The organism is Janthinobacterium sp. NKUCC08_JDC, assembly GCF_019345575.1.
GTDB classification, from domain to species: domain Bacteria; phylum Pseudomonadota; class Gammaproteobacteria; order Burkholderiales; family Burkholderiaceae_D; genus Janthinobacterium; species Janthinobacterium aestuarii.
This window is the reverse complement of the sequence record NZ_JAHKQW010000001.1, coordinates 841955-866715: the sequence shown is the minus strand read 5'-3', so window position 1 is coordinate 866715 and position 24761 is coordinate 841955. Positions and strand designations below refer to the sequence as shown.

25 protein-coding genes are annotated in these 24761 nt (G+C 61.2%); 23 read left to right on the top strand and 2 right to left on the bottom strand.

Annotated elements, in window-relative coordinates; translation table 11 throughout:
* The first annotated feature begins 94 nt into the window (after positions 1-94).
* The 16 genes from leuC to KO538_RS03910 all read left to right on the top strand — a co-directional run bounded on the left by leuC (position 95) and on the right by KO538_RS03910 (position 17969).
* A complete protein-coding gene (gene leuC, locus KO538_RS03985; RefSeq protein ID WP_072452451.1) occupies positions 95-1498 on the top strand; it encodes a 3-isopropylmalate dehydratase large subunit in 1404 nt (467 codons plus the stop codon).
* A gap of 68 nt (positions 1499-1566) precedes the next feature.
* Entirely contained in the window at positions 1567-1689 is a 123-nt protein-coding gene (locus KO538_RS03980; RefSeq protein ID WP_010400408.1) for a lipoprotein, read from the top strand.
* Between the two features lie 51 nt (positions 1690-1740).
* Complete coding sequence (leuD, locus tag KO538_RS03975; RefSeq protein WP_058049067.1) at positions 1741-2388, top strand: 3-isopropylmalate dehydratase small subunit; 648 nt, start codon at positions 1741-1743, stop codon at positions 2386-2388.
* A gap of 11 nt (positions 2389-2399) precedes the next feature.
* On the top strand, positions 2400-3470 hold the full coding sequence (gene leuB / locus KO538_RS03970) for a 3-isopropylmalate dehydrogenase (RefSeq protein WP_034750539.1): 1071 nt from the start codon (positions 2400-2402) through the stop codon (positions 3468-3470).
* A gap of 45 nt (positions 3471-3515) precedes the next feature.
* The gene (gene asd, locus KO538_RS03965; RefSeq protein ID WP_072452459.1) at positions 3516-4643 is read left to right on the top strand and encodes an aspartate-semialdehyde dehydrogenase; all 1128 of its coding nucleotides are present in this window, start codon (positions 3516-3518) and stop codon (positions 4641-4643) included.
* Positions 4644-4887: 244 nt separating this feature from the next.
* Positions 4888-7350: a FimV/HubP family polar landmark protein gene (locus KO538_RS03960; protein WP_374106825.1), complete on the top strand. Its 2463-nt coding sequence runs from the start codon at positions 4888-4890 to the stop codon at positions 7348-7350.
* A 73-nt stretch (positions 7351-7423) separates the two neighbouring features.
* Positions 7424-8227 carry a tRNA pseudouridine(38-40) synthase TruA gene (gene truA / locus KO538_RS03955; RefSeq protein ID WP_034750899.1) on the top strand — a complete coding sequence of 268 codons (804 nt, stop codon included), beginning with the start codon at positions 7424-7426 and terminating at the stop codon, positions 8225-8227.
* A gap of 35 nt (positions 8228-8262) precedes the next feature.
* Positions 8263-8946 (top strand): phosphoribosylanthranilate isomerase, encoded by a 684-nt coding sequence (locus tag KO538_RS03950; protein WP_070303556.1) that lies wholly within the window; start codon positions 8263-8265, stop codon positions 8944-8946.
* A complete protein-coding gene (gene trpB, locus KO538_RS03945) occupies positions 8939-10189 on the top strand; it encodes a tryptophan synthase subunit beta (RefSeq protein WP_219327507.1) in 1251 nt (416 codons plus the stop codon). Before KO538_RS03950 ends, trpB begins: the two co-directional genes overlap by 8 nt.
* Before the next feature lie 78 nt (positions 10190-10267).
* Positions 10268-11065: a tryptophan synthase subunit alpha gene (trpA, locus tag KO538_RS03940; RefSeq protein ID WP_219327506.1), complete on the top strand. Its 798-nt coding sequence runs from the start codon at positions 10268-10270 to the stop codon at positions 11063-11065.
* A gap of 198 nt (positions 11066-11263) precedes the next feature.
* Complete coding sequence (gene accD, locus KO538_RS03935) at positions 11264-12136, top strand: acetyl-CoA carboxylase, carboxyltransferase subunit beta (protein WP_010400390.1); 873 nt, start codon at positions 11264-11266, stop codon at positions 12134-12136.
* A gap of 101 nt (positions 12137-12237) precedes the next feature.
* Complete coding sequence (gene folC, locus KO538_RS03930; RefSeq protein ID WP_034750518.1) at positions 12238-13536, top strand: bifunctional tetrahydrofolate synthase/dihydrofolate synthase; 1299 nt, start codon at positions 12238-12240, stop codon at positions 13534-13536.
* Between the two features lie 24 nt (positions 13537-13560).
* Positions 13561-14550 carry an SPOR domain-containing protein gene (locus KO538_RS03925; RefSeq protein WP_072452464.1) on the top strand — a complete coding sequence of 330 codons (990 nt, stop codon included), beginning with the start codon at positions 13561-13563 and terminating at the stop codon, positions 14548-14550.
* Positions 14551-14570: 20 nt separating this feature from the next.
* Positions 14571-15059: a CvpA family protein gene (locus KO538_RS03920; RefSeq protein ID WP_046685790.1), complete on the top strand. Its 489-nt coding sequence runs from the start codon at positions 14571-14573 to the stop codon at positions 15057-15059.
* A 38-nt stretch (positions 15060-15097) separates the two neighbouring features.
* Positions 15098-16621, top strand: a complete 1524-nt coding sequence (gene purF / locus KO538_RS03915; RefSeq protein WP_034750508.1) for an amidophosphoribosyltransferase — start codon at positions 15098-15100, stop codon at positions 16619-16621.
* Between the two features lie 106 nt (positions 16622-16727).
* On the top strand, positions 16728-17969 hold the full coding sequence (locus KO538_RS03910; protein WP_219327505.1) for a cystathionine gamma-synthase family protein: 1242 nt from the start codon (positions 16728-16730) through the stop codon (positions 17967-17969).
* A 69-nt stretch (positions 17970-18038) separates the two neighbouring features.
* On the opposite strand, the gene lexA is transcribed toward KO538_RS03910, so the two are convergent.
* Positions 18039-18674 (bottom strand): transcriptional repressor LexA, encoded by a 636-nt coding sequence (gene lexA, locus KO538_RS03905; protein WP_034750502.1) that lies wholly within the window; start codon positions 18672-18674, stop codon positions 18039-18041.
* A 275-nt stretch (positions 18675-18949) separates the two neighbouring features.
* Here lexA and rpsF point away from each other — a divergent pair, with 275 nt between their 5' ends.
* From rpsF to KO538_RS03870, 7 genes are all read left to right on the top strand, one after another.
* Complete coding sequence (gene rpsF / locus KO538_RS03900; RefSeq protein ID WP_034750499.1) at positions 18950-19339, top strand: 30S ribosomal protein S6; 390 nt, start codon at positions 18950-18952, stop codon at positions 19337-19339.
* 20 nt (positions 19340-19359) lie between these two features.
* On the top strand, positions 19360-19659 hold the full coding sequence (gene priB, locus KO538_RS03895) for a primosomal replication protein N (RefSeq protein ID WP_034783455.1): 300 nt from the start codon (positions 19360-19362) through the stop codon (positions 19657-19659).
* Positions 19660-19684: 25 nt separating this feature from the next.
* The gene (gene rpsR, locus KO538_RS03890; protein WP_010400024.1) at positions 19685-19975 is read left to right on the top strand and encodes a 30S ribosomal protein S18; all 291 of its coding nucleotides are present in this window, start codon (positions 19685-19687) and stop codon (positions 19973-19975) included.
* Between the two features lie 27 nt (positions 19976-20002).
* Positions 20003-20458: a 50S ribosomal protein L9 gene (rplI, locus tag KO538_RS03885; protein WP_034783456.1), complete on the top strand. Its 456-nt coding sequence runs from the start codon at positions 20003-20005 to the stop codon at positions 20456-20458.
* 135 nt (positions 20459-20593) lie between these two features.
* Complete coding sequence (locus tag KO538_RS03880) at positions 20594-21979, top strand: replicative DNA helicase (protein WP_034750488.1); 1386 nt, start codon at positions 20594-20596, stop codon at positions 21977-21979.
* A 93-nt stretch (positions 21980-22072) separates the two neighbouring features.
* Positions 22073-22699, top strand: a complete 627-nt coding sequence (locus KO538_RS03875; protein WP_010400015.1) for a DUF47 domain-containing protein — start codon at positions 22073-22075, stop codon at positions 22697-22699.
* A 39-nt stretch (positions 22700-22738) separates the two neighbouring features.
* Positions 22739-23752: an inorganic phosphate transporter gene (locus KO538_RS03870; protein WP_072452470.1), complete on the top strand. Its 1014-nt coding sequence runs from the start codon at positions 22739-22741 to the stop codon at positions 23750-23752.
* Between the two features lie 46 nt (positions 23753-23798).
* Here KO538_RS03870 and KO538_RS03865 read toward each other — a convergent pair whose 3' ends face one another.
* Positions 23799-24695 carry an MBL fold metallo-hydrolase gene (locus tag KO538_RS03865; protein WP_072452471.1) on the bottom strand — a complete coding sequence of 299 codons (897 nt, stop codon included), beginning with the start codon at positions 24693-24695 and terminating at the stop codon, positions 23799-23801.
* Positions 24696-24761: the final 66 nt, after the last annotated feature.

The window sequence follows — 24761 nt, the reverse complement described above, 5'->3', positions numbered from 1 at the left end:
TCTGCATTGCACAATATATGGCATAATCATTGCCGATCCCTTCGATCAGTACGACAGATCACTTACTACAGGCTGTGGCAACGCTGCATAAATCATGATGAAGACGCTTTACGACAAACTCTGGGAATCCCACGTTGTTCGGGCCGAAGATGATGGCACGACAATTTTGTATATCGACCGGCACCTGCTGCACGAAGTCACCAGCCCGCAAGCCTTCGATGGCCTCAGCGTGGCGGGCCGCCAGCCATGGCGCATTTCCGCCAACCTGGCCGTGGCCGACCATAACGTGCCGACCACGAGCCGCGTGGACGGCATTGCCGATCCGGTCTCGCGCCTGCAGGTGGAAACCCTGGACAAGAACGCCAAGCACTACGGCTTGACCTACTTCAACATGAACGACAAGCGCCAGGGCATCGTGCACGTGATCGGCCCCGAACAGGGAGCGACCCTGCCCGGCATGACGGTCGTCTGTGGCGATTCGCACACGTCCACGCATGGCGCCTTCGGCGCGCTGGCGCACGGCATCGGCACGTCCGAAGTGGAACACGTGCTGGCCACGCAAACCTTGCTGCAAAAGAAATCCAAATCCATGCTGGTGCAAGTCGACGGCGCGCTGCCGGCCGGCGTGACGGCCAAGGATATCGTGCTGGCCATCATCGGCAAGATCGGCACGGCCGGCGGCACGGGTTACTGTATCGAGTTCGGCGGCTCGGCCATCCGCGCCCTGTCGATGGAAGGACGCATGACGGTGTGCAACATGGCCATCGAGGCGGGTGCGCGCGCCGGCATCATCGGCGTCGACGACACCACCATCAATTACGTCAAGGGCCGTCCGTTTTCGCCGGCCGGTCCGCACTGGGAGCGCGCCGTCGCCTACTGGCGCACCCTGCATTCGGATCCGGGCGCCCGCTTCGACCTCGTCGTCACCCTCAACGCGGCCGAGATCGTGCCGCAAGTGACCTGGGGCACGTCGCCCGAAATGGTGGTCGGCGTCGATGGCCGCGTGCCTGACCCTGACCAGGAAAAAGACAGCGTCAAGCGCGATGCGATGGAAAAGGCGCTCGTCTACATGAACCTCAAGCCGAACACGGCCATCGAAGACATCCGCATCGACAAGGTCTTCATCGGTTCCTGCACCAATTCGCGCATCGAGGATTTGCGCGCGGCCGCCGCCGTGGTGCGCGGCAAGTACCGCGCCTCGAACGTCACCCTGGCGCTGGTCGTGCCCGGTTCCGGACTCGTCAAGGACCTGGCCGAGCGCGAAGGACTGGACCGCATCTTCAAGGATGCCGGTTTCGAATGGCGCGAGCCGGGCTGCTCCATGTGCCTGGCCATGAATGCGGACCGTTTGGAACCGGGCGAACGCTGCGCTTCCACGTCGAACCGCAACTTCGAAGGTAGGCAAGGGCAGGGCGGCCGTACCCACCTGGTGTCGCCCGCGATGGCGGCGGCGGCGGGCATCGCCGGCCACTTTGTCGACGTGCGGGGATTGCGATGACGGCAGGGACTGGCGCCGCTGGTTTACACTAGCGGTATCAGTCCCATCTTTCTTATCGAGAACTCATCATGAAAAAACTCTTCGCCCTCCTTATCGCCACCGTCATCCTGTCTGGCTGCAACACCGTCTCCGGCATCGGCCGCGATGTGCAGAAAGTCGGCCAGGTTGTCACTGGCGCCGGCGGAAAATAAACAGTGACGTGCGGGCGCACTGCGCCGCGCGTCTTACCGAGTAGAAACAGCATGGATAAATTTACGATTTACGAAGGCCTGGTCGCCCCGCTGGACCGCGCCAACGTCGACACCGACGCGATTATTCCGAAGCAATTCCTGAAATCGATCCACCGCAGCGGTTTCGGCCCCAACCTGTTCGACGAATGGCGCTACCTCGACCATGGCGAGCCGGGCCAGGACAACAGCCGCCGCCCGCTGAACCCCGAGTTCGTGCTCAACGAGCCACGCTACCAGGGCGCTTCGATCTTGCTGACACGCAAGAACTTCGGCTGCGGCTCCTCGCGCGAACACGCGCCTTGGGCACTGGATCAATATGGCTTCCGCGCCATCATCGCGCCATCGTTTGCCGACATCTTCTTCAACAACTGCTACAAGAACGGCTTGCTGCCCATCGTGCTGTCGGAAAGCCAGGTCGAGCACCTGTTCAATGAAGTCAAGGCTTTCCCCGGCTACAAGCTGGTGGTGGATCTGGAGCAGCAATGCGTGCGCACCAGCAATGGTTCCGTGTCGTATCCGTTCGAGATCGACGCCTTCCGCAAATATTGCCTGATGAATGGCCTCGACGATATCGGCCTGACCCTGCGCCACGCCGACGATATCCGCGCCTTCGAAGAGCGGCATCTGCATAATCAACCCTGGCTCGCCAACGTCATCTAATCGATAAAAATATGAAAATTGCAATCTTACCCGGCGACGGTATCGGTCCTGAAATCGTCGCGCAAGCCGTCAAGGTCTTGCATGTGCTGGGCGAATCGTTCGAACTGGAAACGGCGCCCGTGGGCGGCGCCGGCTATGCGGCCCATGGCCATCCTTTGCCGGAAGCCACCCTGGCGCTGGCAAAAGCGGCCGATGCCGTGCTGTTCGGCGCCGTGGGCGACTACAAATATGACAATCTGGAGCGCCAGTTCCGCCCCGAGCAGGCGATTCTGGGCTTGCGCAAGAACCTGGGCCTGTTCGCCAACCTGCGCCCGGCCATTCTGTATCCGGAACTGGCGGGCGCCTCGACCCTGAAGCCGGAAGTGGTGTCCGGCCTGGACATTTTGATCATCCGCGAATTGACGGGCGACATCTATTTCGGCCAGCCCCGCGGCGTGCGCGAGTGCCCGGACGGTCCGTTCAAGGGCCAGCGCGAAGGCTTCGACACCATGCGCTATGCGGAAGGCGAAATCCGCCGCATCGCCCACGTGGCTTTCCAGGCTGCGCAAAAACGCGACAAGCGCCTGACCAGCGTGGACAAGGCGAACGTGCTGGAAACCTTCCAGTTCTGGAAAGACATCGTCACCGACGTGCACAAGGAATACCCGGACGTGGCGCTCGACCATATGTATGTCGATAACGCGGCCATGCAGCTGGTGCGGGCGCCGAAGAAATTCGACGTCATGGTGACCGGCAACATGTTCGGCGACATTCTGTCGGATGCGGCCGCCATGCTGACGGGTTCGATCGGCATGCTGCCGTCCGCCTCGCTGGATGCCAACAACAAGGGCTTGTACGAGCCATCGCACGGTTCGGCGCCCGATATCGCGGGCAAGGGCATTGCCAATCCGCTGGCGACGATCTTGTCGGCCGCCATGATGCTGCGCTATTCGCTGAACCGCGAAGAGCAGGCGAACCGTATCGAGGGTGCCGTCAAGCAAGTGCTGGCGCAAGGCTTGCGCACGGCCGACATCCATGAAGCGGGCACGACTTTGGTCGGTACCGAGGCCATGGGTGATGCAGTTGTAAAAGCACTGGGATAAAATAGTCTAATGACGGCAGTCGCCGTCTCATCTTGAGGAATGGTAATGAAATTAGTTGGCTTGGTAGGTTGGCGCGGTATGGTCGGTTCGGTCCTGATGCAACGCATGCAGGAAGAGGGTGATTTCGCCCATATCGAACCGGTGTTTTTCACCACTTCGAACACGGGCGGCTCGGCGCCGGCCATGGCGAAGAATGAAACCATCCTCAAGGATGCCAACAACATCGCCGAACTGTCCAAGTGCGACATCATTATTTCCTGCCAGGGCGGCGACTACACGAGCGCTGTCTTCCCGCAGCTGCGCGCCAGCGGCTGGAATGGTTACTGGATCGATGCGGCCTCGACCTTGCGCATGGAAAAAGACGCCGTCATCGTGCTCGACCCCGTCAACCTGCACGTCATCAAGGATGCACTGGGCAAGGGTGTCAAGAACTACATCGGCGGCAATTGCACCGTGTCGTGCATGATGATGGGCCTGGGCGGCCTGTTCCAGCACGATTTGATCGACTGGATGACGTCGATGACCTACCAGGCGGCATCGGGCGGCGGCGCGCAGCACATGCGCGAACTGCTGACGCAGTTCGGCACCATCAACGGTTCCGTCAAGGCGCTGCTGGACAACCCCGCTTCCGCCATCCTGGAAATCGACCGTCAGGTGCTGGCCACCCAGCACGGCTATTCCCCGGATGAAATCAAGCAATTCGGCGCGCCGCTGGCCGGCAACCTGATCCCATGGATCGACAAGGACCTGGGCAACGGCCAGTCGAAGGAAGAGTGGAAGGCGGGCGCGGAAACGAACAAGATCCTCGGCCGCGGCCTCGATTTCGGCACCAAGGAAATTCCAGTCGACGGCCTGTGCGTGCGCATCGGCGCCATGCGCTGCCATTCGCAAGCGCTGACCATCAAGCTGAAAAAAGACGTGCCGCTCGATGAAATCAACGACATCATCGCCAGCAACAATGAATGGGTGAAATTCGTGCCGAACACGCGCGAAGCGTCCGTGCGCGACCTGTCGCCGGCCGCCGTCACGGGCAGCCTGACGATACCCGTCGGCCGCGTGCGCAAGATGAGCATGGGCGGCGAATACCTGTCCGCGTTCACCGTGGGCGACCAGTTGCTGTGGGGCGCGGCCGAGCCGCTGCGCCGCATGCTGCGCATCCTCTTGGACGCATAACGACCATAAATTGCTGATCCAGATCAAGCCGGGGCTGTTTTCCCGGCTTTTTTTTCGTCCTGAGCCCGTCAAGGCTCAACCATGCGGAGCTTGCATAGCTCTGGGCATGATGATATGTTGATACCTCTGGAAAAGTAACAGTTTTCCCATGTCAACTAAGATGCCGCCAACTATGCCTGTACACACTCGTCCCCGGGTCGCCTCCCTTGCCATTAAAACACTCAGCAGCGCTGTCGCCTGTGCGGTGTTATTGTCACCGGCGGCATCCGCAGCCGAGCTGGGCAAGATCACGGTGCTGTCCGCCGCCGGCCAGCCGCTGCGCGCCGAGGTCGAATTATCGGCCATCAAGCCAGGTGAGGCGTCGAGCTTGCTGGCCAAGCTGGCGCCGCCGGACGCCTACCGCCAGGCCAACGTGGAATTCAATCCCGCGTTGAACGCGCTGACGTTTGCCGTGGAAAACCGCAACGGCAAGCCCTTCATCCGCATCAGCTCGGCGCAACCGGTAGCCGAACCCATGGTCGATTTGCTGCTGGAACTGAGCAGCAAGAGCGGACGCCAGGTGCGCGAATATGCGTTCGTGCTCGACACGCCGGAAGCGCGCCAGACGCGCGGCGCGCAAGTGACGGCACCGGCCGAGCCGGGCAAAGGCAAGGCGGCCGCTGAAGCTGCCCCAGCGGCGGCGAAAAAACCGGCCGGCGAATACAAGGTCAGGACGGGCGACACCCTGAGCCGCATCGCCAGTGAACTGAAGCCATCGGGCGTGTCGCTCGACATGATGCTCGTCGCTCTGTACCGCGCCAATCCCGACGCCTTCAAGGGCGAGAACATGAACCGCATGCAGGCCGGGCGCATCCTGGCAGTGCCAGGCGCGGACACCGTGCGCGCCACCGGTGCGGCGGAAGCGAAGGGCATCGTGACGGCGCACGCCATCGATTTCGAAGCCTACCGCAACAAGCTGGCAGGCCAGGTGTCGCAAAGCAAGCCGGCCAAGGCGGCGGAAGCGACGCAAAGCACGGCCGGCAAGATCGGCGCGACCAAGGTACAGGAAAAGCCGACGGCCGTGAGCGAGTCGCAAGACAAGCTGAAACTGTCGAAGGCGGAGCCGGCGGCCAAGTCGGCCGGCAAGAGCGCGGTGGCCAGTGAGGAAGACAAGATCGCCAAGGCCAAGCAGGTCGATGAAGCGGCTGCCCGCGTCAAAGAGCTGGAAAAGAACGTCAGCGACCTGGAAAAGTTGATGGCGGTCAAGAGCAAGGCCATGGCCGACAAGAGCGCCCCGGCGCCCGCCAAACCGGCCGAGGTCGCCGCCAGCGCACCGGTTGTTGCCAGCGTGCCAGCCGAAGCCCAGCCTCCCGTGCCCAAAGCAAAGCCGGTGCCGTTGGTGAAAAAACCTTCGCCGCTGGAACCGACCATCACCGACAAGATCAATGACCACCTGGGCGCCATCGGCATCGGCATCGCCGCGCTGCTGGCCGCCGTGGCCGCGCTGGTGATCGCGCGCCGCCGCAAGGAGACGCCGCCGCCCGCCCAGGAAGATATCGCGCCCGTGTTCGAACCGGAAGCGCCCGTGACGCCGCCGTCCGGCTTGGCGCCGGAAGACCAGCAGTCCGAAGCGAGCAACCACCTGTTCGGTACGGGCGCCGCCGCTGCCAGCGTGGCCGCCGCAGCGGGCGCCAGCATGCTCGATGCGAATGAAACGGACCCCGTCGCCGAAGCGGACGTGTATATCGCTTACGGCCGCGATGGCCAGGCGGAAGATATCCTCAAGGAAGCCTTGCGCATCCATCCGGAACGCCATACGGCCCGCCTGAAGCTGCTGGAAATCTATTCGGCCCGCAACGACGTGCGCGCGTTTGAAGACCAGGCCAGCGAGCTGTACAGCCTGACCCGGGGTCAAGGCGAAGAGTGGCCGCAGGCGGCCGCGCTGGGCCTGGCGCTCGACCCCACCAATCCCCTGTATGGCGATACGGAAGACGACGCCGTCGTCAGCCTGAGCAAGGCTGCCGGCGACGACGTGCATGGACAGAGCATGGACTTGCCAGATGAGCCGCCCGCGCCGCTGGCCGATCTGGCGCCGGCCGAACCGGTGTCTTCCGTGACGGCCCGCGATGCGCGCGATCCCCTCGATTTCGACCTCGACAGCCTCGATTTCGAGCCTGTTTCTACCACCGACCCGATCGTCATGCCGGGACCGGACAGCAAGCCGGTCTCCGCCGCGCAGGATGCGCAGTATGACGCCAGCATGGATTTCGGCCTGGACCTGGAGCCGCCTGCCGGCCCCGTCAATGGCGTGGGCGCCGGCCTGACGCCGTTGCCTGATCCGCTGAAGGATATCGATCTGGCCCATTTCGACCTCGACGAGCCCGTGGCGCCGGCTGCCGCGCCGGTCGCGGCGGCCGAGCCTTCCCTCGACAGCCTGTTCGACGACGCGCAAACGCCTGAGACCTTGCCGGAAGCCATACCGCCGGCACAGGAGTTCGACCTGTCCGGCATCGACCTGGACCTCAACGATGGCAAGACGGCCAGCGTGGGGGTGGACGACCCGCTGTCGGCCATCCACATGGAAATGGATACCAAGCTGGACCTGGCGATCGCCTATCAGGAAATCGGCGACAAGGAAGGCGCACGCGAGCTGATCGATGAGGTCATCAAGGGCGGCAGCGAAGAGCAGGTTGCCAAGGCTAACACAATGAAGGCACTCCTTAGCTAGCAATACCCGCCGGTGCGGCAGGCTGCCGCGCCGGTATAATGCTTCGATGCAAAATATTACGACAGCAACGCCATTGAAGCGTATCGTCCTCGGCCTGCAGTATGACGGCACGGCCTGGCACGGATACCAGAAACAGGAAGACGGGCAAACGGTGCAGGACCAGCTGGAAAACGCGCTGGAGCAGTTTGCCCGTGTGCGCCTGGCCACCACGTGCGCCGGCCGCACGGATACGGGCGTGCATGCGCTCGAGCAAGTCGTGCATTTCGATACGGAACTGAACCGCGACGTGCACTCGTGGGTGCGCGGCGTCAACGCCTTCCTGCCGAAATCCATCGCCGTACGCTGGGCCAGGGAACTCGAAGGCGACCCGACGGTCAATGATTTCTTCCACGCCCGCTTCAGCGCCCGCGCGCGCACCTATCATTATGTGTTGTACAACAACGCCACCCGGTCGCCGCTGGTGGAAGGGCGTGCCGGTTTCTTTTTCCGTCCGCTCGACGTGGAACTGATGCGCCAGGCCGTGCAGCCGCTGCTGGGCTGGCATGACTTCACGGCCTTCCGCGCCGCGCAATGCCAGGCCAAGTCGCCCGTCAAGCTCATGCATGACATCCGCATCGAGCGGCGCGGCGATTGCGTCATTTTCACGATTACGGCCAATGCCTTCCTGCACCACATGGTGCGCAACCTCGTCGGTTCGCTCGTCTACATCGGCACGGGGCGCGAAAAGCCGGAATGGCTCGGGCATTTGCTGGAAAGCAAGGATCGCCACGCGGCCGCGCCCACCTTCATGCCGGACGGCCTGTACCTGGCGCAGATCGATTACGATCCGAAATGGGCATTGCCGCAAGACAGCAGCAGCGCCTTGCCCTGGTTCTGACGTTTTACTTCAAGCAATAACTTCAAGGAAAAGCCATGCCACGCACACGCATCAAGATCTGCGGCCTGACCAGAGTCGAAGACATCCACGCTGTCGTGGCGGCGGGCGCCGACGCCATCGGCTTCGTGTTTTATCCGCAGAGCCCCCGCTATGTGACGCCCGAACAGGCAGCTGCTCTGATCGCGACCATGCCGCCCTACGTGACGGCGGTGGGCCTGTTCGTCAATGCCAGCGTGGACGAGGTGCGGGCGACCAGGGCCGTTGCGCCCTTATCGATGCTGCAATTTCATGGCGACGAGACGCCCGAACACAGCGCCGCGCTGGCCGCGGCCGTGAATACGCCGTTTACGCAAGTGTTCCGCGTCAAACCCGACACCAGCTTTGAAGATTTGCTAGAATACGAACAGCGCTATCGCGCCGCCAGTCCCTTGTTTGCCAGCCTCTTGCTGGACACCTATGTGGATGCCTATGGCGGTGCAGGAAAGGTATTTGATTGGTCCCTCATTCCAAAAGAACTCGCGCCTCGGGTCGTTTTAAGTGGTGGCTTGAGCGTACAAAACGCGACTGACGCAGTGGTGCGCGTGCGCCCTTACGCCGTCGACATCAGCAGTGGTGTCGAAGCGTCCAAGGGCATCAAGGACGCGTCCCGAGTCCGCGCGTTTATCGCCGCGGTGCAGGATGCCGATGCCATCATTGCCAGAGGAAACAACCATGAATGATCACACCATTGCGCCCGGCGCAGCCGCCGCATTGTTCCACGCCACCGATTACCCGTTCCCCGACCTGCGCGGCCACTTCGGCCCCTACGGCGGCTCCTTTGTTGCCGAAACGCTCACGCATGCGCTGGCCGAACTGAAAGACGCCTACGCGCGCTACAGCGCCGACCCGGAATTCCTCGAAGAATTCCGCTACGAGCTCAAGCACTTCGTCGGCCGTCCGTCGCCGATCTACCACGCCAAGCGCTGGTCCGAGCTGGCCGGCGGCGCGCAAATCTATTTCAAGCGCGAAGACTTGAACCACACGGGTGCGCACAAGATCAATAACGTGATCGGCCAGGCCTTGCTGGCCAAGCGCATGGGCAAGCCGCGCATCATCGCCGAGACGGGCGCGGGACAGCACGGCGTGGCCACGGCCACCATCTGCGCCCGCTTCGGCCTTGAATGCGTGGTCTACATGGGCAGCGAAGACGTCAAGCGCCAGGCGCAGAACGTGTACCGCATGAAATTGCTGGGCGCGACCGTCGTGCCCGTCGAATCGGGCTCCAAGACCCTCAAGGATGCGCTGAACGAAGCCATGCGCGACTGGGTCACCAACATTGAAAACACCTTTTATATCATCGGCACCGTGGCTGGCCCGCACCCGTATCCGATGATGGTGCGCGACTTCCAGTCCGTGATCGGCGAGGAATGCCTGGTGCAGATGCCGGAAATGACGGGCCGCCAGCCTGACTACGTGCTGGCCTGCATCGGCGGCGGCTCGAACGCCATGGGCATCTTTTACCCGTATATCGACCAGAAAGACGTAAAACTGATCGGCGTGGAAGCGGCCGGCGAAGGCCTCGATACGGGCAAGCATTCGGCTTCGCTGACGGCAGGTTTCCCGGGCGTGCTGCACGGCAACCGCACCTATCTGCTGCAGGATGAAAACGGCCAGATCATCGAGACGCACTCCGTCTCGGCCGGCCTCGACTACCCGGGCGTGGGACCGGAACATGCGTGGCTGAAAGACTCGGGCCGCGCGCAATACGTGTCGATCACCGATGACGAAGCGCTGCAGGCTTTCCACGACTGCTGTCATATCGAAGGCATCATCCCGGCCCTGGAATCGTCGCACGCACTGGCCTACGCGGCCAAGCTGGCGGCCACCTTGCCGAAAGACCAGATTGTGCTGGCCAACCTGTCGGGCCGTGGCGACAAGGACATGCATACCGTGGCGGAACGCATGGGACTCAACTTTAGCTGATCGTTAGCTGTTGACTACCGGGGTCAGACCCGCCGGGTCTGACCCCAGCCTTCAATTTCCCTCAGAAAAGAGATATCCATGTCCCGTATCGCCACCACCTTCGCCACTTTAAAATCGAACAACAAGACCGGCCTGGTCACCTTCATCACCGCCGGCGACCCCGGCCCCGACGCCACCGTGCCGCTGATGCACGCGCTCGTCGAGGGCGGCGCCGATGTGCTGGAACTGGGCGTGCCGTTTTCCGACCCCATGGCCGAAGGCCCCGTCATCCAGCGCGCCTGCGAACGCGCCTTGAAATTCAACGTCGGCATCCACGACGTGTTCGGCTATGTGCGCCAGTTCCGCGAGACGAACCAGACGACGCCCGTGGTGCTGATGGGCTACGCGAATCCCATCGAGCGTATCGGTAGCGCAGCGTTCATTGCAGCGGCGCAAGCGGCCGGCGCCGACGGCGCCATCGTCGTCGATTATCCGCCGGAAGAGTGCGAGGAATTTGCCGGCGCCATGCGCGAAGCTGGCCTCGACCTGATTTTCCTGCTGGCGCCCACTTCGACCGAAGAGCGCATCGCGCAAGTGGCCAAGGTCGGCGGCGGCTTCAGCTATTATGTGTCGCTCAAGGGCGTCACGGGCGCCGGCAACATTGATACGGAACAGGTGGCCGAGCGCCTCGCGGCCATCCGCCAGCATGTAAAATTACCTATCGGCGTGGGCTTCGGCATCCGCGATGGTGCCACGGCCAAGGCCGTTGCTAAGGTGGCCGATGCCGTCGTCATCGGCAGCCGCATCATCCAGGAAATTGAAAATGCCCCGGAGGGCGGCGCCGTCGACGCCGTGCGCAACTTCACGGCAGGCATCCGCGCCGCACTGGACGCCTGAGCAAGCTTGCTGTTTACGCAAGATGCGTTGACGGCAAAGTTCGACAGCCCGGCGATAAACGGCTACACTTCGGCCACTGATTTGCCTGTAATTGTGCAATAGATAAAATTTCTGGTGGCGCCCTATGGGGGCGTCGCCGTTTACCGTCTGCCGGGGGCGTCCACCGACGCTACCCCTACAAGGGCCCAAGGAGAAAATATGAGTTGGTTGGAAAAACTGCTGCCACCGCGCATCCAGCGTTCTGATGCTGCCGCGCGCAAGACCATGCCGGAAGGCCTGTGGGTCAAGTGCCCGTCGTGCGAAGCCGTGCTGTATCGTACGGACCTGGAATCGAATTTGCACGTATGCCCGAAATGCGACCACCACATGCGCATCCGCGCGCGTGAACGCCTCGACAGCCTGCTCGACGCGGGCGGCCGCTATGAAATCGGCCAGGAAATCCTGCCCGTCGATACCTTGAAATTCAAGGACAGCAAGAAATACCCTGACCGCCTGAAGTCCGCCATGGAAGCGACGGGCGAGACGGATGCGATGGTCGTCATGGGCGGCGCCATCATGAGCCTGCCGGTGGTCGTGGCGTGCTTCGAATTCGAATTCATGGGCGGCTCCATGGGCTCCGTCGTGGGCGAGCGCTTCGTGCGCGGCGCGCAAATCGCGCTGGAACAGAAAGTGCCGTTCATTTGCATCACCGCCACCGGTGGCGCGCGCATGCAGGAAGGCTTGTTGTCCCTGATGCAGATGGCGAAAACCACGGCCATGCTGACCAAGCTGTCCGAAAAGAAATTGCCATTCATCAGCGTGCTGACCGACCCGACCATGGGCGGCGTGTCCGCCTCGTTCGCCTTCATGGGCGACGTCGTCATCGCTGAACCGAAAGCGCTGATCGGCTTTGCCGGTCCGCGCGTGATTGAAAACACCGTGCGCGAAAAACTGCCGGAAGGCTTCCAGCGCGCCGAGTTCCTCGTCACCAAGGGCGCCGTCGACATGATCGTCGACCGCCGCAAGATGCGCGAAGAAATCGCCCGTCTGCTGGCCTTGTTGCAAAACCAGGCTGTGGAAGTCCTGGCGTAACGCCAAAGTATCAGGCCGGGCGGTGTCCTGCGGACCCGCCCGGTTGCCACGCAACACCGTCTCCGCGCCTCGCGCACTGTCTCCTCATCAAGAAGTCTCCCATGCAAAACCTCCCCACCACCTTGCCGGACTGGCTCGCCATGCTGGAAACCCGCCATTCGGAAACCCAGATCAACATGGGCCTGGACCGCGTGCAAGCCGTCAAGGCGCGCATGCAGCTGGCGTTTACTTGCCCCGTGATCATGGTGGCGGGCACGAATGGCAAGGGTTCCACCTGTGCCATGCTGGAATCGGTACTGTTGCGTGCCGGCTACAAAGTGGGGTTGTACATCAAGCCGCATTTTCTCGATTTTAACGAGCGCGCCCGCGTGCTGGGCGAGATGGCCAGCGATGAGCAGATCGTCGCCAGCTTCAATGCCGTTGAAGCCGTGCGCGGCGATACGCCGCTCACGTATTTCGAATTCACCACCCTGGCGATTCTGCATTTGCTGTCGCAAGCGAAGCTGGACGTGGCCATCTTGGAAGTGGGCCTGGGCGGGCGCCTCGACGCCGTCAACGTGATCGACGCGGATGTCGCCATCGTCACCAGCGTCGATATCGATCACACGGATTACCTGGGTGACACGCGCGAAGCGATCGGCTTTGAAAAGGCCGGCATCTTCCGTCCGGGCAAGGCGGCCATCTGCAGCGACCCCGTGCCGCCGCAATCGTTGATCGACCATGCCGAAGCCATCGGCGCCGACCTGTGGCTGATGGGCCGCGATTTCAATTATTCGGGCGACAAGCAGCAGTGGAACTACGGCGGACGCGAGCAGCGCCGCAATTCGCTCGCGTATCCAAGCTTGCGTGGCGCCAACCAGATCCTCAATGCGACGGCCGTGCTGGCCGCGCTGGAAGTGCTGAAGCTGAAGCTGCCCGTGGGCGCGCAGGAAGTGCGCACGGGCCTCGTGACGGTGGAGCTGCCGGGCCGCTTCCAGGTCTTGCCTGGCCGCCCCAGCGTGATCCTCGATGTGGCGCACAATCCCCATGCCGCGTCGGCACTGAACCAGAACCTCGGCAACATGGGTTTCCACCCGTACACCTATGCCGTGTTCGGTTCCATGCAGGACAAGGATATCGATGGCGTACTGGCCGCGATGAGCGAACACGTCGACCATTGGTGTCTGACGGGCCTGCCGTCGCCGCGCGCGGCCACGGCTTCGGAGCTGGCCGCCAAGGTGCAGATCATGCTCGAAGATAAGCCCGACAGCAGCGAACATACTGTGTCTATTTTCGATGATCCGGCACAAGCTTTTGCAAATGCAATGAGCCGGGCCGGTGAGAATGATAGAATTGTGGTCTTTGGTTCTTTCCTCACCGTTGCCGGCGTGATGAAGGCCCGAAAATCCTCACTTCACTGAAACGCACTCGACTGAAAATCACGCATGGGCTTGTTCTCGAAACTGTTTAAAAACAAGCAAGAATCCTCTGGCGAAGACAGCGGCTTTTATGTCCCTGGCGAAGCACAGTCGCCGACCCGCAAGCGCGCAGCCAACACCGCCGGTGGCGGCGGATCGCGCCGTGGCGGCAAGGAAGCGCCGGACCCGGTCTTGCCTGAAAAAAAGCGCGCACGCCGCCGCCTGGTCGGGGCCATTGCCCTGGCCCTGGGCGTGGCTGTCGGCTTGCCGATGCTGCTCGACTCCGAGCCGAAGGCGCCGTTCAACGATATTGCCATCGACATTCCGTCGAAGGAAAAGGCCGTCGCGCCTGCGCCTGCGCCCGTGCCGGCCGTCCCGGCCCAGGCCGCATCGAATGGCCTGGACCAGTCCGAGGAAATCGTCGACGCGCCGTTGCCGCCTGCGGCCAAGCCGACCCCTGCACCGACACCGGCACCCGTGCTGGCGGCCGCCCAGCCTGCACCGGTCAAGCCGACCTATGTGGAACCGAAACCGGAACCCAAGCCTGAACCCAAGCCGGTCAAGGTGGAGCCGAAACCGGAACCGAAACACGAAACCAAGCCCGAGCCGAAACATGAGTCCAAGCCCGAATCCAAGCCTGAGCCCAAGCATGAAGTAAAGCCGGAAGCCAAGCCCGAGCCGAAGCCTGCCAAGCCGGCGCAATCGGCTGACGATGCCGCGCGCGCGCTGGCGATTCTGGAAGGCAAGCCGCAAGAGAAAGCACAGGACAAGGCGCACGATGCCGGCAGCGGCAAGTTCGTGGTGCAGGTGGCGGCCCTGGCGACGCAGGACAAGGTCGACGAATTGCAGGACAAGCTGCGCGATGCGGGCATCAAGTCGTACACGCAGAAAGTCTCGAGCCCGGCGGGCGAGCGCATCCGCGTGCGCGTGGGGCCGTTCGGCAGCCGCGAAGACGCTGAAAAGACCCGTGCCAAGCTGCAAAAGCTGGGCCTGGGCGGCAGCCTGGTACCGGCGTGATGTTGCAAGGCTGAGCGCGCGTGACGATCTTCGATTACCTGGTGCTGTTCGTGCTGGTGACGTCCGTGCTGATCAGCATGATGCGTGGCCTGGTCAAGGAAATACTGTCATTGGTCAGCTGGATCGTGGCGTTCGTCATTGCCAATGCGTATGGCGCTACCCTGGCGAAATTTCTGCCGGAAGCCGTGCCCGGCGAAGCCATCCGTTTGTTGCTGGCTTTCGTCGTGCTGTTCATCGGCGTGCGCATTTTGATGGGATTGCTGTCCATGACGGTCGACGCGCTCGTCAAGGTGACGGGCCTGAGCCTGGCCGACCGCACCCTGGGCACCCTGTTCGGTGTGGCGCGGGGCCTTGTGATCGTGCTGACCGCCGTCATCTTGTGTGGCATGACTTCCATACCGCAGCAGCCATTCTGGAAAAATGCGCAGCTCAGCCCGCTCGCGGAGCAGGGCGCGCGCGCCATCAAGCCTTATCTGCCTGCCGCTTACGCGCAGCATGTGAAATTTTGAATTTTTTTAAAATCAGTAGCACAGTTTAGGAGCACACCATGTGTGGCATCGTCGGCGTCGTTTCCCATCAACCTGTCAATCAATTGCTCTATGATGCATTGTTGCTCTTGCAACATCGCGGTCAGGACGCGGCAGGGATTGCGACCAATCACAGCAGTATGTTTTCCATGCACAAAGCCAACGGCCTCGTGCGAGACGTCTTCCGTACGCGCAACATGCGTTCGCTGCAAGGTACGACGGGCATCGGCCATTGCCGCTACCCGACGGCCGGTTCGTCGAGCGAAGAGGAAGCACAACCGTTCTATGTGAATGCGCCGTTCGGCATCACCCTGGCGCACAATGGCAACCTGACCAACTGGGAACAGTTGAAGCTGGAAATGTTCAAGAACGACCGCCGCCACATCAATACCGATTCCGATTCGGAAGTGCTGCTCAACGTGCTGGCGCATGAAATCCAGGAAGCGACGACGGGCCTGAACCTGGACCCGGAAGCCATCTTCAAGGCCGTTACCGTGCTGAACCGCCGCGTCAAGGGCGGTTACGCCGCCGTTGCGCAAATCGCCGGCGTGGGCTTGCTGGCCTTCCGCGACCCGCACGGCATCCGTCCGCTGTGCCTGGGCATCAATGAAACGGAGCAGGGTCCCGAATACCTGATCGCTTCCGAATCCGTAGCCCTGGAAGGCATGGGCTTCCGCTTCGTGCGTGACATCGGTCCCGGCGAAGCCGTCTTCATCGATGCCGACAAGAAATTGCACAGCGCCCAGTGCGCCGATAATGCCAGCCTGAACCCGTGCGTGTTCGAATTCGTCTATCTGGCCCGTCCCGACTCCGTCATCGACGGCGCTTCCGTGTACGCCACGCGCCTGAAAATGGGCGAATACCTGGCCGAGAAGATCCGCGCCGAATTGCCAGGCGTGCATATCGACGTGGTCATGCCGATTCCCGATTCCTCGCGTCCGGCCGCCATCCAGCTGGCCATGGCGTTGAACATCGAGTACCGCGAAGGCTTCATCAAGAACCGCTACATCGGCCGTACCTTCATCATGCCGGGCCAGGCGGCACGCAAGAAATCCGTGCGCCAGAAGCTCAACGCGATCCCGTCCGAATTCAAGGATAAAGTGGTGCTGCTGGTCGACGATTCCATCGTGCGCGGCACCACCAGCCGTGAAATCGTGCAGATGGCGCGTGAAGCGGGCGCGACGAAGGTCATCTTCGCCTCGGCCGCGCCACCGGTGATCTACCCGAACGTGTACGGCATCGACATGCCGACGCGCGACGAGCTGATCGCCTACGGCCGCACGACGGAAGAAGTGTGCCGCGAAATCACGGCCGACTACCTCGTGTACCAGGATATCGGCGCGCTGAAGCAGGCGATCGCCGACGTCAACCCGGCCCTGACGAACTTCGAGGCATCGTGCTTCGATGGCGTGTACGTGACGGGCGACGTGTCGCAGGAGTACCTGGACCGCCTGGAATATGCACGCCACCATCCGAAGGCGGCAGCGCCCGAAGATACGCCGCGTTCCCAGCTGAACCTGAACCTGGCGACAACGGAAGCATAAGTACCTGCCCGGCCGATGCCGGGCTTTTTTTGGGGTCGGACCCTCAGGTCGGACCCCGGCACTTGCCTTGGGTTAAGCGGCAAGACGAGTATTTGGAACTTCCACCATGACCAACAAAAAAACCTACGGCTTCACCACCACCATCCTGCACAACGACCGCCGCAAGGGCATCGAGCACGGCTCGCTGCACAAGCCCGTGCATACTTCCGTTGCCTTCGGTTACGCCGATGCGCGCCAGCTCGCGTCCGTGTTCCAGGGCAAGGAGCCGGGCTTCCGTTATGGCCGCCAGGGCAATCCGACCGTCTCCTCACTGGAAGACAAGGTCAACAAGATGGAAGACGGCGTGGCGACCCTGTGCTTCGCCACCGGCATGGGCGCCATCGGCGCCGTGGTGCAATCGTTGCTGCGCGCGGGTGACCATGTCGTGTCGTCGGCCTTTTTGTTTGGCAACACCAACAGCTTGTGGCAAACGGTGACGGGGCAGGGCATCGGCGTGTCGTTCGTCGACGCCACCGAGGTGGCCAATGTGGCCGCGGCCATTACGCCGGCCACGCGCATCGTGTTTGTGGAAACCATCGCCAATCCGCGCACGCAAATCGCCGACCTGAAGAAAATCGGCGACCTGTGCCGCGAGAAGGGCATCTTGTACATCGTCGACAACACGATGACGACGCCATACCTGTTCCGCCCGAAAGCTGTGGGCGCGGGTCTGGTGGTCAATGCCTTGACGAAATCCATCGGCGGCCACGGCAATGCGCTGGGCGGCAGCTTGACGGACACGGGCGTGTTCGACTGGACGCAGTATCCGAACATTTTCGAGAACTACAAGAAGGCGGCGCCCGCGCAGTGGGGCATCGCGCAAATCCGTGCCAAGGCCTTGCGCGACTTCGGCGCATCCTTGGGGCCGGAAGCGGCGCATCATATCGCTGTTGGCGCGGAAACCATGGCCTTGCGCATGGATCGCACCTGCTCGAACGCTTTGGCGCTGGCCACCATGTTGCAGGCGGATCCAAGAGTGGCGGCCGTGCATTATCCTGGCCTGGTGTCGCACCCGCAGCACGCACTGGCGACGGACATGTTCCGCAGCTATGGTTCGCTGTTCAGCTTTGAGCTGAAAGATGGCATCGACTGCTTCGATTTCCTCAATCGTCTCAATCTTGCGATTCCCGCCAGCAACCTCGGCGACACGCGCACCTTGGTCATTCCCGTCGCCCACACGATTTTCTACGAGATGGGTGCCGAGCGCCGCGCCAGCATGGGCATCGCCGAATCGCTGATCCGCGTGTCCGTCGGTATCGAGGATGAAGCAGACTTATTGGAAGATTTCAGCAGCGCACTGGACGCATAAGCAGCCGCGCACCATGTAAAAAGGGCCGCGACAGGGATGCTGTCGCGGCCCTTTTTTTCGTGCGGCAGTTTAATGCCAGCTGCGCATCAAGCCTACCGCCAAACCTTCCAGGGCGAATTCATCTTCCGGCGACACGGTAATGACCTTGAAGTCCGGATTTTCCGGCAGCAGTTCGATGACGGAGCCCGTCTTCTTGTAGCGCTTGACGGTGACTTCGTCGCCGATGCGGGCGACGACGATCTGGCCATTCTTGGCGCTGTCGACTTTTTTCACGGCCAATAAATCGCCATCCATGATGCCGGCGTCGCGCATGGACCAGCCGCGCACCTTCAGCAGGAAGTCGGGCTTGGCCGAGAACAGGGCCGGATCGACGTTGTAGCTCGCTTCCAGGTTTTCCTGCGCCAGGATGGGCGAACCTGCCGCCACCCGGCCGATCAGGGGAAGCGACATCAGCAGGGCTGCCGGCACTTTCGATGGCGGCGCTTCGGCGGCCGCACCGATCAGGCGGATGCCGCGCGAGGTGCCGGGCGAAATCTCGATCGCGCCCTTGCGGGCCAGGGCCTGCAAATGCTCTTCGGCCGCATTGGCCGATTTGAAACCCAGTTCATTGGCGATTTCGGCACGGGTGGGAGGAAAGCCCGTGTTTTCAATCGCGTCCTTGATCAGGTTCAGGATTTGTTCTTGTCGTGCTGTCAGCTTGATCATGAGCGGTGGGTGCATACTAAAATGCTGTCTATATGAACAGTCTGTATTTTTGTACAGTATCGCCCACTATGCAAGGGGATTTCCGTGTTTTGGGCGAATTTCGCAAGAAATACTTGTCCACGGTCGGAAAGCACGGTGGCGCACGGGCTTTTCGGGCGCTTGTGGAAGGAATGATTGAAACGTTTGCAAAAGACGGTTATAATCTTCGGCTGACCTTCCCACACCCGTCTTGACGCCGGGGTGGGCGATTATCAATCCGACCTGAAGGAGTTTGCATGCGTCATTATGAAATAGTCTTTATCGTCCATCCGGACCAAAGCGAGCAAGTGCCCGCGATGATCGAACGCTACAAAGCCAGCGTAACCACCCGCGGCGGTTCGGTTCACCGCGTGGAAGATTGGGGCCGCCGTCAAATGGCTTACTCGATCCAAAAGCTGCCTAAAGCACACTACATCTGCCTGAACATCGAATGCGACAACGAGACCCTGGTCGAGTTGGAAACAGCATTCAAATTCAATGATGCCGTGTTGCGTCACCTGACCGTTAAAATGAAGAAAGCTGAAACAGCTCCTTCGCCGATGATGAAATCGGTACAACGCGAAGACGCGGCCAAAAGCCACCGCACCGAAGCACCAGCAGCCGCTCCAGCCGCAGCAGCAGCTTAATTCTTGACCAGGATCGTGCGCTGAACCAGCTACAAGTAACCGCCATCATTGCCGAGCGCGAAATATTGCGCTATACCCCGGCAGGGCTGCCGATTGTGAATGCAGTATTGCAACACAGTTCGCAGCAGATGGAAGCAGGGATTGCCCGTTTGACCGAGTTTGATGTTGCCGCGCTAGCCGCTGGCGAAATCTCAGGCAGGTTCAGTCAGGCAAGCTTGGGCGGGGTGTATCAGTTCACGGGTTTCCTGGCCAGGAAGAGCCGCAACAGCAAGAGTTTGGTGTTTCACATCATTGATTTTAGTGCAGTCAATTCTGACTAGCGCATTTTAGATACAGGAGCCTGACATGGCATTCGGTAAAAAGTTCGACAAAAATAAGCTCAAGCTTAAAGAAAAACGCAAACAGCAAAACCCGTTGTTCAAACGCAAGAAGTTCTGCCGCTTCACCGCAGCTCACGTTGAGCAAGTCGACTACAAAGACGTCGACACGCTGAAAGACTTCGTCCAAGAAAACGGCAAGATCATGCCAGCACGCCTGACCGGTACCAAAGCGCACTACCAGCGCCAAGTTGACACCGCAATCAAGCGCGCTCGCTTCCTCGCGCTGCTGCCATACACCGATCTGCACCACGCTTAATCGGTCAGATATTCCTGGAGAAGAACTATGCAAATCATTCTGTTAGAAAAAGTTGTTAACGTCGGTAACCTCGGCGAAGTCGTCAAAGTCAAAGACGGTTACGCACGTAACTTCCTGATCCCGCAACGCCTGGCACGTCGTGCTACGGCAACCGCTGTGGCTGAATTCGAAGTCAAGCGCGCCGAACTGGAAAAAGCTGCTGCCGCCAAACTGGCCGCATCGCAAGCCCAGGGCGAAAAACTGAGCGGTCTGACCGTTCAAGTTGCTCAAAAAGCTGGTGTTGATGGCCGTCTGTTCGGTTCCGTCACCAACTTCGACATCGCTGAAGCGCTGACCAAGCAAGGTTTTGCTGTTGAAAAAGCACAAATCCGCATGCCTACCGGCCCGCTGAAGATCGTTGGCGAGCACAACGTTTCGGTTGCTCTGCACACCGACGTGGTCGTGGAAGTTGTTATCGCTGTCGTTCCAGACGCGAACGCGTAATTGTCTGCGGGCCTGGCCCGCAAGCATTGCCGCACTATGAAAAGCCGGGTTCGCCCGGCTTTTTTGTGGCCTTTTTTTCGCTCAATTTCAGCCCTTTATTTTTGCCAGCACGCCGAAGCGGGTATAATTCGCGCCATGAACGCCCCCTCTGATCCGCAACTGGATTCCCTCCGTATTCCGCCGCATTCGATCGAAGCAGAACAATCCGTCATCGGTGGTCTGCTGCGCGACAATGCCGCCTATGACCGCATCGCCGACTTCATGCATGCGGAGGATTTCTATCGCTATGACCATCGCATCATCTTCGAGCAAATCGTTAAGATGGTTAACGCTTCCAAGCCAGCCGATGTCATTACTGTTTTTGAAACCCTGACCCAGCTCGGCAAGGCCGATGACGTGGGCGGACTCGCTTACCTGAACGCCATGGCGCAAAACACGCCATCGGCCGCGAACATCCGGCGTTACGCCGAGATCGTGCGCGACCGCGGCGTGCTGCGTAAACTCATCACCGTCGCCGACGATATCTCCGGTACGGCCTTCAGCCCGCAAGGCAAGGAAGTCAAGCAGATGCTTGACGAGGCCGAATCGAAGATTTTCGCCATCGCCGAAGAAGGCGCGCGCGGCGCCCAGGGCTGGACCGCCATCCAGCCCCTGCTGACGCAGGTGGTCGAGCGTATCGACGAACTGTACAGCCGTGACAACCAGAGTGAAATCACGGGCGTGCCCACCGGTTTCATCGACCTCGACCGCATGACCTCGGGTCTGCAGCCGGGCGACCTGGTGATCGTGGCGGGCCGTCCTTCGATGGGCAAGACGGCGTTTTCCGTCAACATCGGTGAAAACGTGGCCATCGACAGCGGCTTGCCCGTGGCCGTGTTCTCGATGGAGATGGGCGGCGCCCAGCTGGCCATGCGTATGCTCGGCTCCGTCGGACAGCTCGACCAGCACCGTTTGCGTACCGGCCGCCTGAACGACGAAGACTGGCCGCGCCTGACGAATGCCATTCAGAAGATGAACGACGCGCAGTTGTACATCGATGAAACGCCGGCGCTCAATTCCATCGAATTGCGTGCCCGCTCGCGCCGCTTGTCGCGTCAATGCGGCAAGCTGGGCCTGATCATCGTCGATTACTTGCAACTGATGTCGGCCAATACGCCGGGCGACAACCGTGCCACGGAGATTTCCGAGATTTCGCGGGGCTTGAAAGGCCTGGCGAAAGAACTCGGTTGCCCCGTGATCGCGCTGTCCCAGCTGAACCGCTCGCTGGAACAACGCCCGAATAAACGTCCTGTCATGTCCGACTTGCGCGAATCGGGCGCTATTGAACAGGATGCCGACGTGATCCTGTTCATTTACCGCGACGAGGTGTATAACCCCGACTCGCCAGACAAGGGAACGGCCGAGATCATCATCGGTAAACAACGTAACGGTCCAATCGGCAGCATCCGCCTCACTTTCATGGGGCAATACACCAAATTTGGCAATTACAGTGGTGGCCTGGCGCTTTACCAAGGCGACTAAGACTCAGCAGCACTGGCATTCCATCGGCCGCCCCCGACAACGGGGCGGCTTTCTGTAGTAAATAACACGACTCAATGCTTAACGGAGAATGACATGTTTGGACGCTTGATGCCCACAGAGGGCAAGTTTTTTGAATTGTTTAACCAGCACGCGGAACTGTGCGTCAAGGGCGCCAAAGAGATGCTCGGCCTGATGACCAATTTCGACGACCTGGAAAACCGCGTGCATGCGATCGAAAGCATCGAGAAACAGGCGGACAAAGTCACCTACGCCACCGTGGAAATGCTGCACAAGACCTTCATCACGCCGATCGACCGCGATGACATCCATCAGCTGATCACGCGCCAGGACGACATCCTCGACCTGCTGGAAGATGCGGCGCAAACCGTCTCGCTGTACGACCTGAAGGCCGTCACGCCGGAAGCCAAGCGCCTGGCCGAACTGGTGCTGGCCTGTACCGAAAAAGTGCGCGACGCCGTCGCCATGCTGCACAACATGGACAACTCGCGCAAGATCGTCGCCATCTGCGAAGAGATCGATCGCCTGGAATCGGACGCCGATCACGTAATGCGCGCCGCCATGTCCAAGCTGTTCCGCGACGAACCGGACGTGCGCAATCTGATCAAGCTGAAAGCGATCTACGAAATTCTGGAAACCGTGACCGACCGTTGCGAAGATGTGTCCAATATTATCGAAGGCATCATCGTCGAAAACGCGTAAGCGTTGGGCCTGTCCTGAACCAGAATCAGAAAAGAAACTATAATGACCATACAAATCAGCATCTACGTGCTAGGCCTGTTGATCGTCCTGGCGCTGCTGTTTGACTTCATGAACGGCTTCCACGATGCCGCCAACGCGATTGCCACGGTGGTCTCGACGGGCGTATTGAAACCGCAGACCGCGGTTGCCATGGCTGCCACGTTCAACTTTGTCGCCATCTTCGTGTTCCACCAGCTGACCGTGGCCGCCACGGTGGGCAAGGGCACCATCGATCCGGCAGTGATCGACCAGTACGTGATCTTCGGCGCGCTGATGGGCGCCATCTTCTGGAATTTGTTTACCTGGTACTACGGCATTCCATCGTCGTCCTCGCACGCCCTGATCGGCGGCCTGGTGGGCGCCGCTGTCGCCAAGTCCGGCACGGGCGCGCTGGTCGCGGCCGGCCTGTGGAAAACCGTCGCCTTCATCGTCATCGCACCGGTACTGGGCTTCGTGTTCGGCTCCATCATGATGCTGCTCGTGTCGTGGATCTTCGTGCGCTCGACGCCGCGCAAGGTCGACAAGTGGTTCCGCCGGCTGCAGCTGGTCTCGGCGGCAGCCTACAGCCTGGGCCACGGCGGCAACGATGCACAAAAAACCATCGGCATCATCTGGATGCTGCTGATCGCCGCCGGCTACTCGAGCGCGGCCGATGCCATGCCGCCGATGTGGGTCATCATCTCGTGCTATACGGCCATCAGCTTCGGCACCTTGTTTGGTGGCTGGCGCATCGTCAAGACCATGGGCCAGAAGATCACCAAGCTCAAACCCGTCGGCGGCTTCTGCGCCGAAACGGGTGGCGCGATCACCCTGTTCGTCTCGACGGCGCTGGGCATTCCCGTGTCGACCACGCACACCATCACGGGCGCCATCGTCGGCGTCGGCTCGTCGCAGAAGATGTCGGCCGTGCGCTGGGGTGTGGCGGGCAATATCGTCTGGGCCTGGATCTTCACGATTCCCGCTTCGGCCTTCGTCGCAGCAGTCGCCTGGTGGATAGGCCACCACATCATGTAATGGATAGTCAACGCCAGTAAAAAGGGAGCCTTGCGGCTCCCTTTTTTTATGCGCCGGCCAGTTCCACCGTCAGTCCCTCGCAGGCGAGGAATACTTGCAAGTCGTCGAGCCGGCTGCTGTAACGGCCCATCACGTCGGCAAACACGGCTTCGAGCTGCTCGTCGCTGCGGGTCGGTTCGTGGTGGGTGCAGTACAGGCGCCGCGCGCCGCAGCGCAGGGCCAGGTCGAAGGCGGCGTCGAAGGTGCCGTGGCCCCAGCCCTGCTTGCCCGGGTATTCTTCACGCGTGTACGAGCAGTCCATGATCAGCGCGTCGACGTCGGCGACGAGCGCGTCGATGCCGGCCTGGCGCTGCGCATTGCGCGCCGCGCAGGCCGCATGTTCGGCGTGACCGGGCGGGTGCAGGTTGTAGAACGGTTCATGGTCGCCGCTGAAAAACAGCGAGGCGCCGCCGCAGTCGATGCGGTAGCCGAGGTTGACGACGGGATGGTTCATTTCCGCGCCGCGCACGTGCGCGCCGCCCACCTCGACGGCTTCGCCTGGCGCCAGAGTGCGGTACTCGATGCAGGCCGCCATGGCCGCTTCGCTGACGGGGAAATAACTGCCTTGCAGCTGCACCGCCATCACGTGCTCGATGCCGCGCCCGCTGATGCCGTCAAAGGCGCCATGCAGGCGCATGCGGTTGCCGGCCACGAACAGGGGCGAGAACATGGGCAAGCCGTGGATGTGGTCCCAGTGGCTGTGCGTGATGAAGACGTGCGCATCGACGGGCTGGCCCGGCGGCAGTTGCTGTGCCAGCGAAAAGATGCCGCTGCCCGCATCGAGAATGATCAGGCTATCGTTGTCGGTGCGCACTTCGATGCACGTGGTGTTGCCGCCATAGCGCGCCGTGCGCGGGCCGGGGGAGGGGATGGAGCCGCGCACGCCCCTGAACGTGAATTTCATTCAGTACCTTGTTACGGTGTAATTATTGTTGATTCTATTCTAATTAATGAGATTGGCGGCAACATT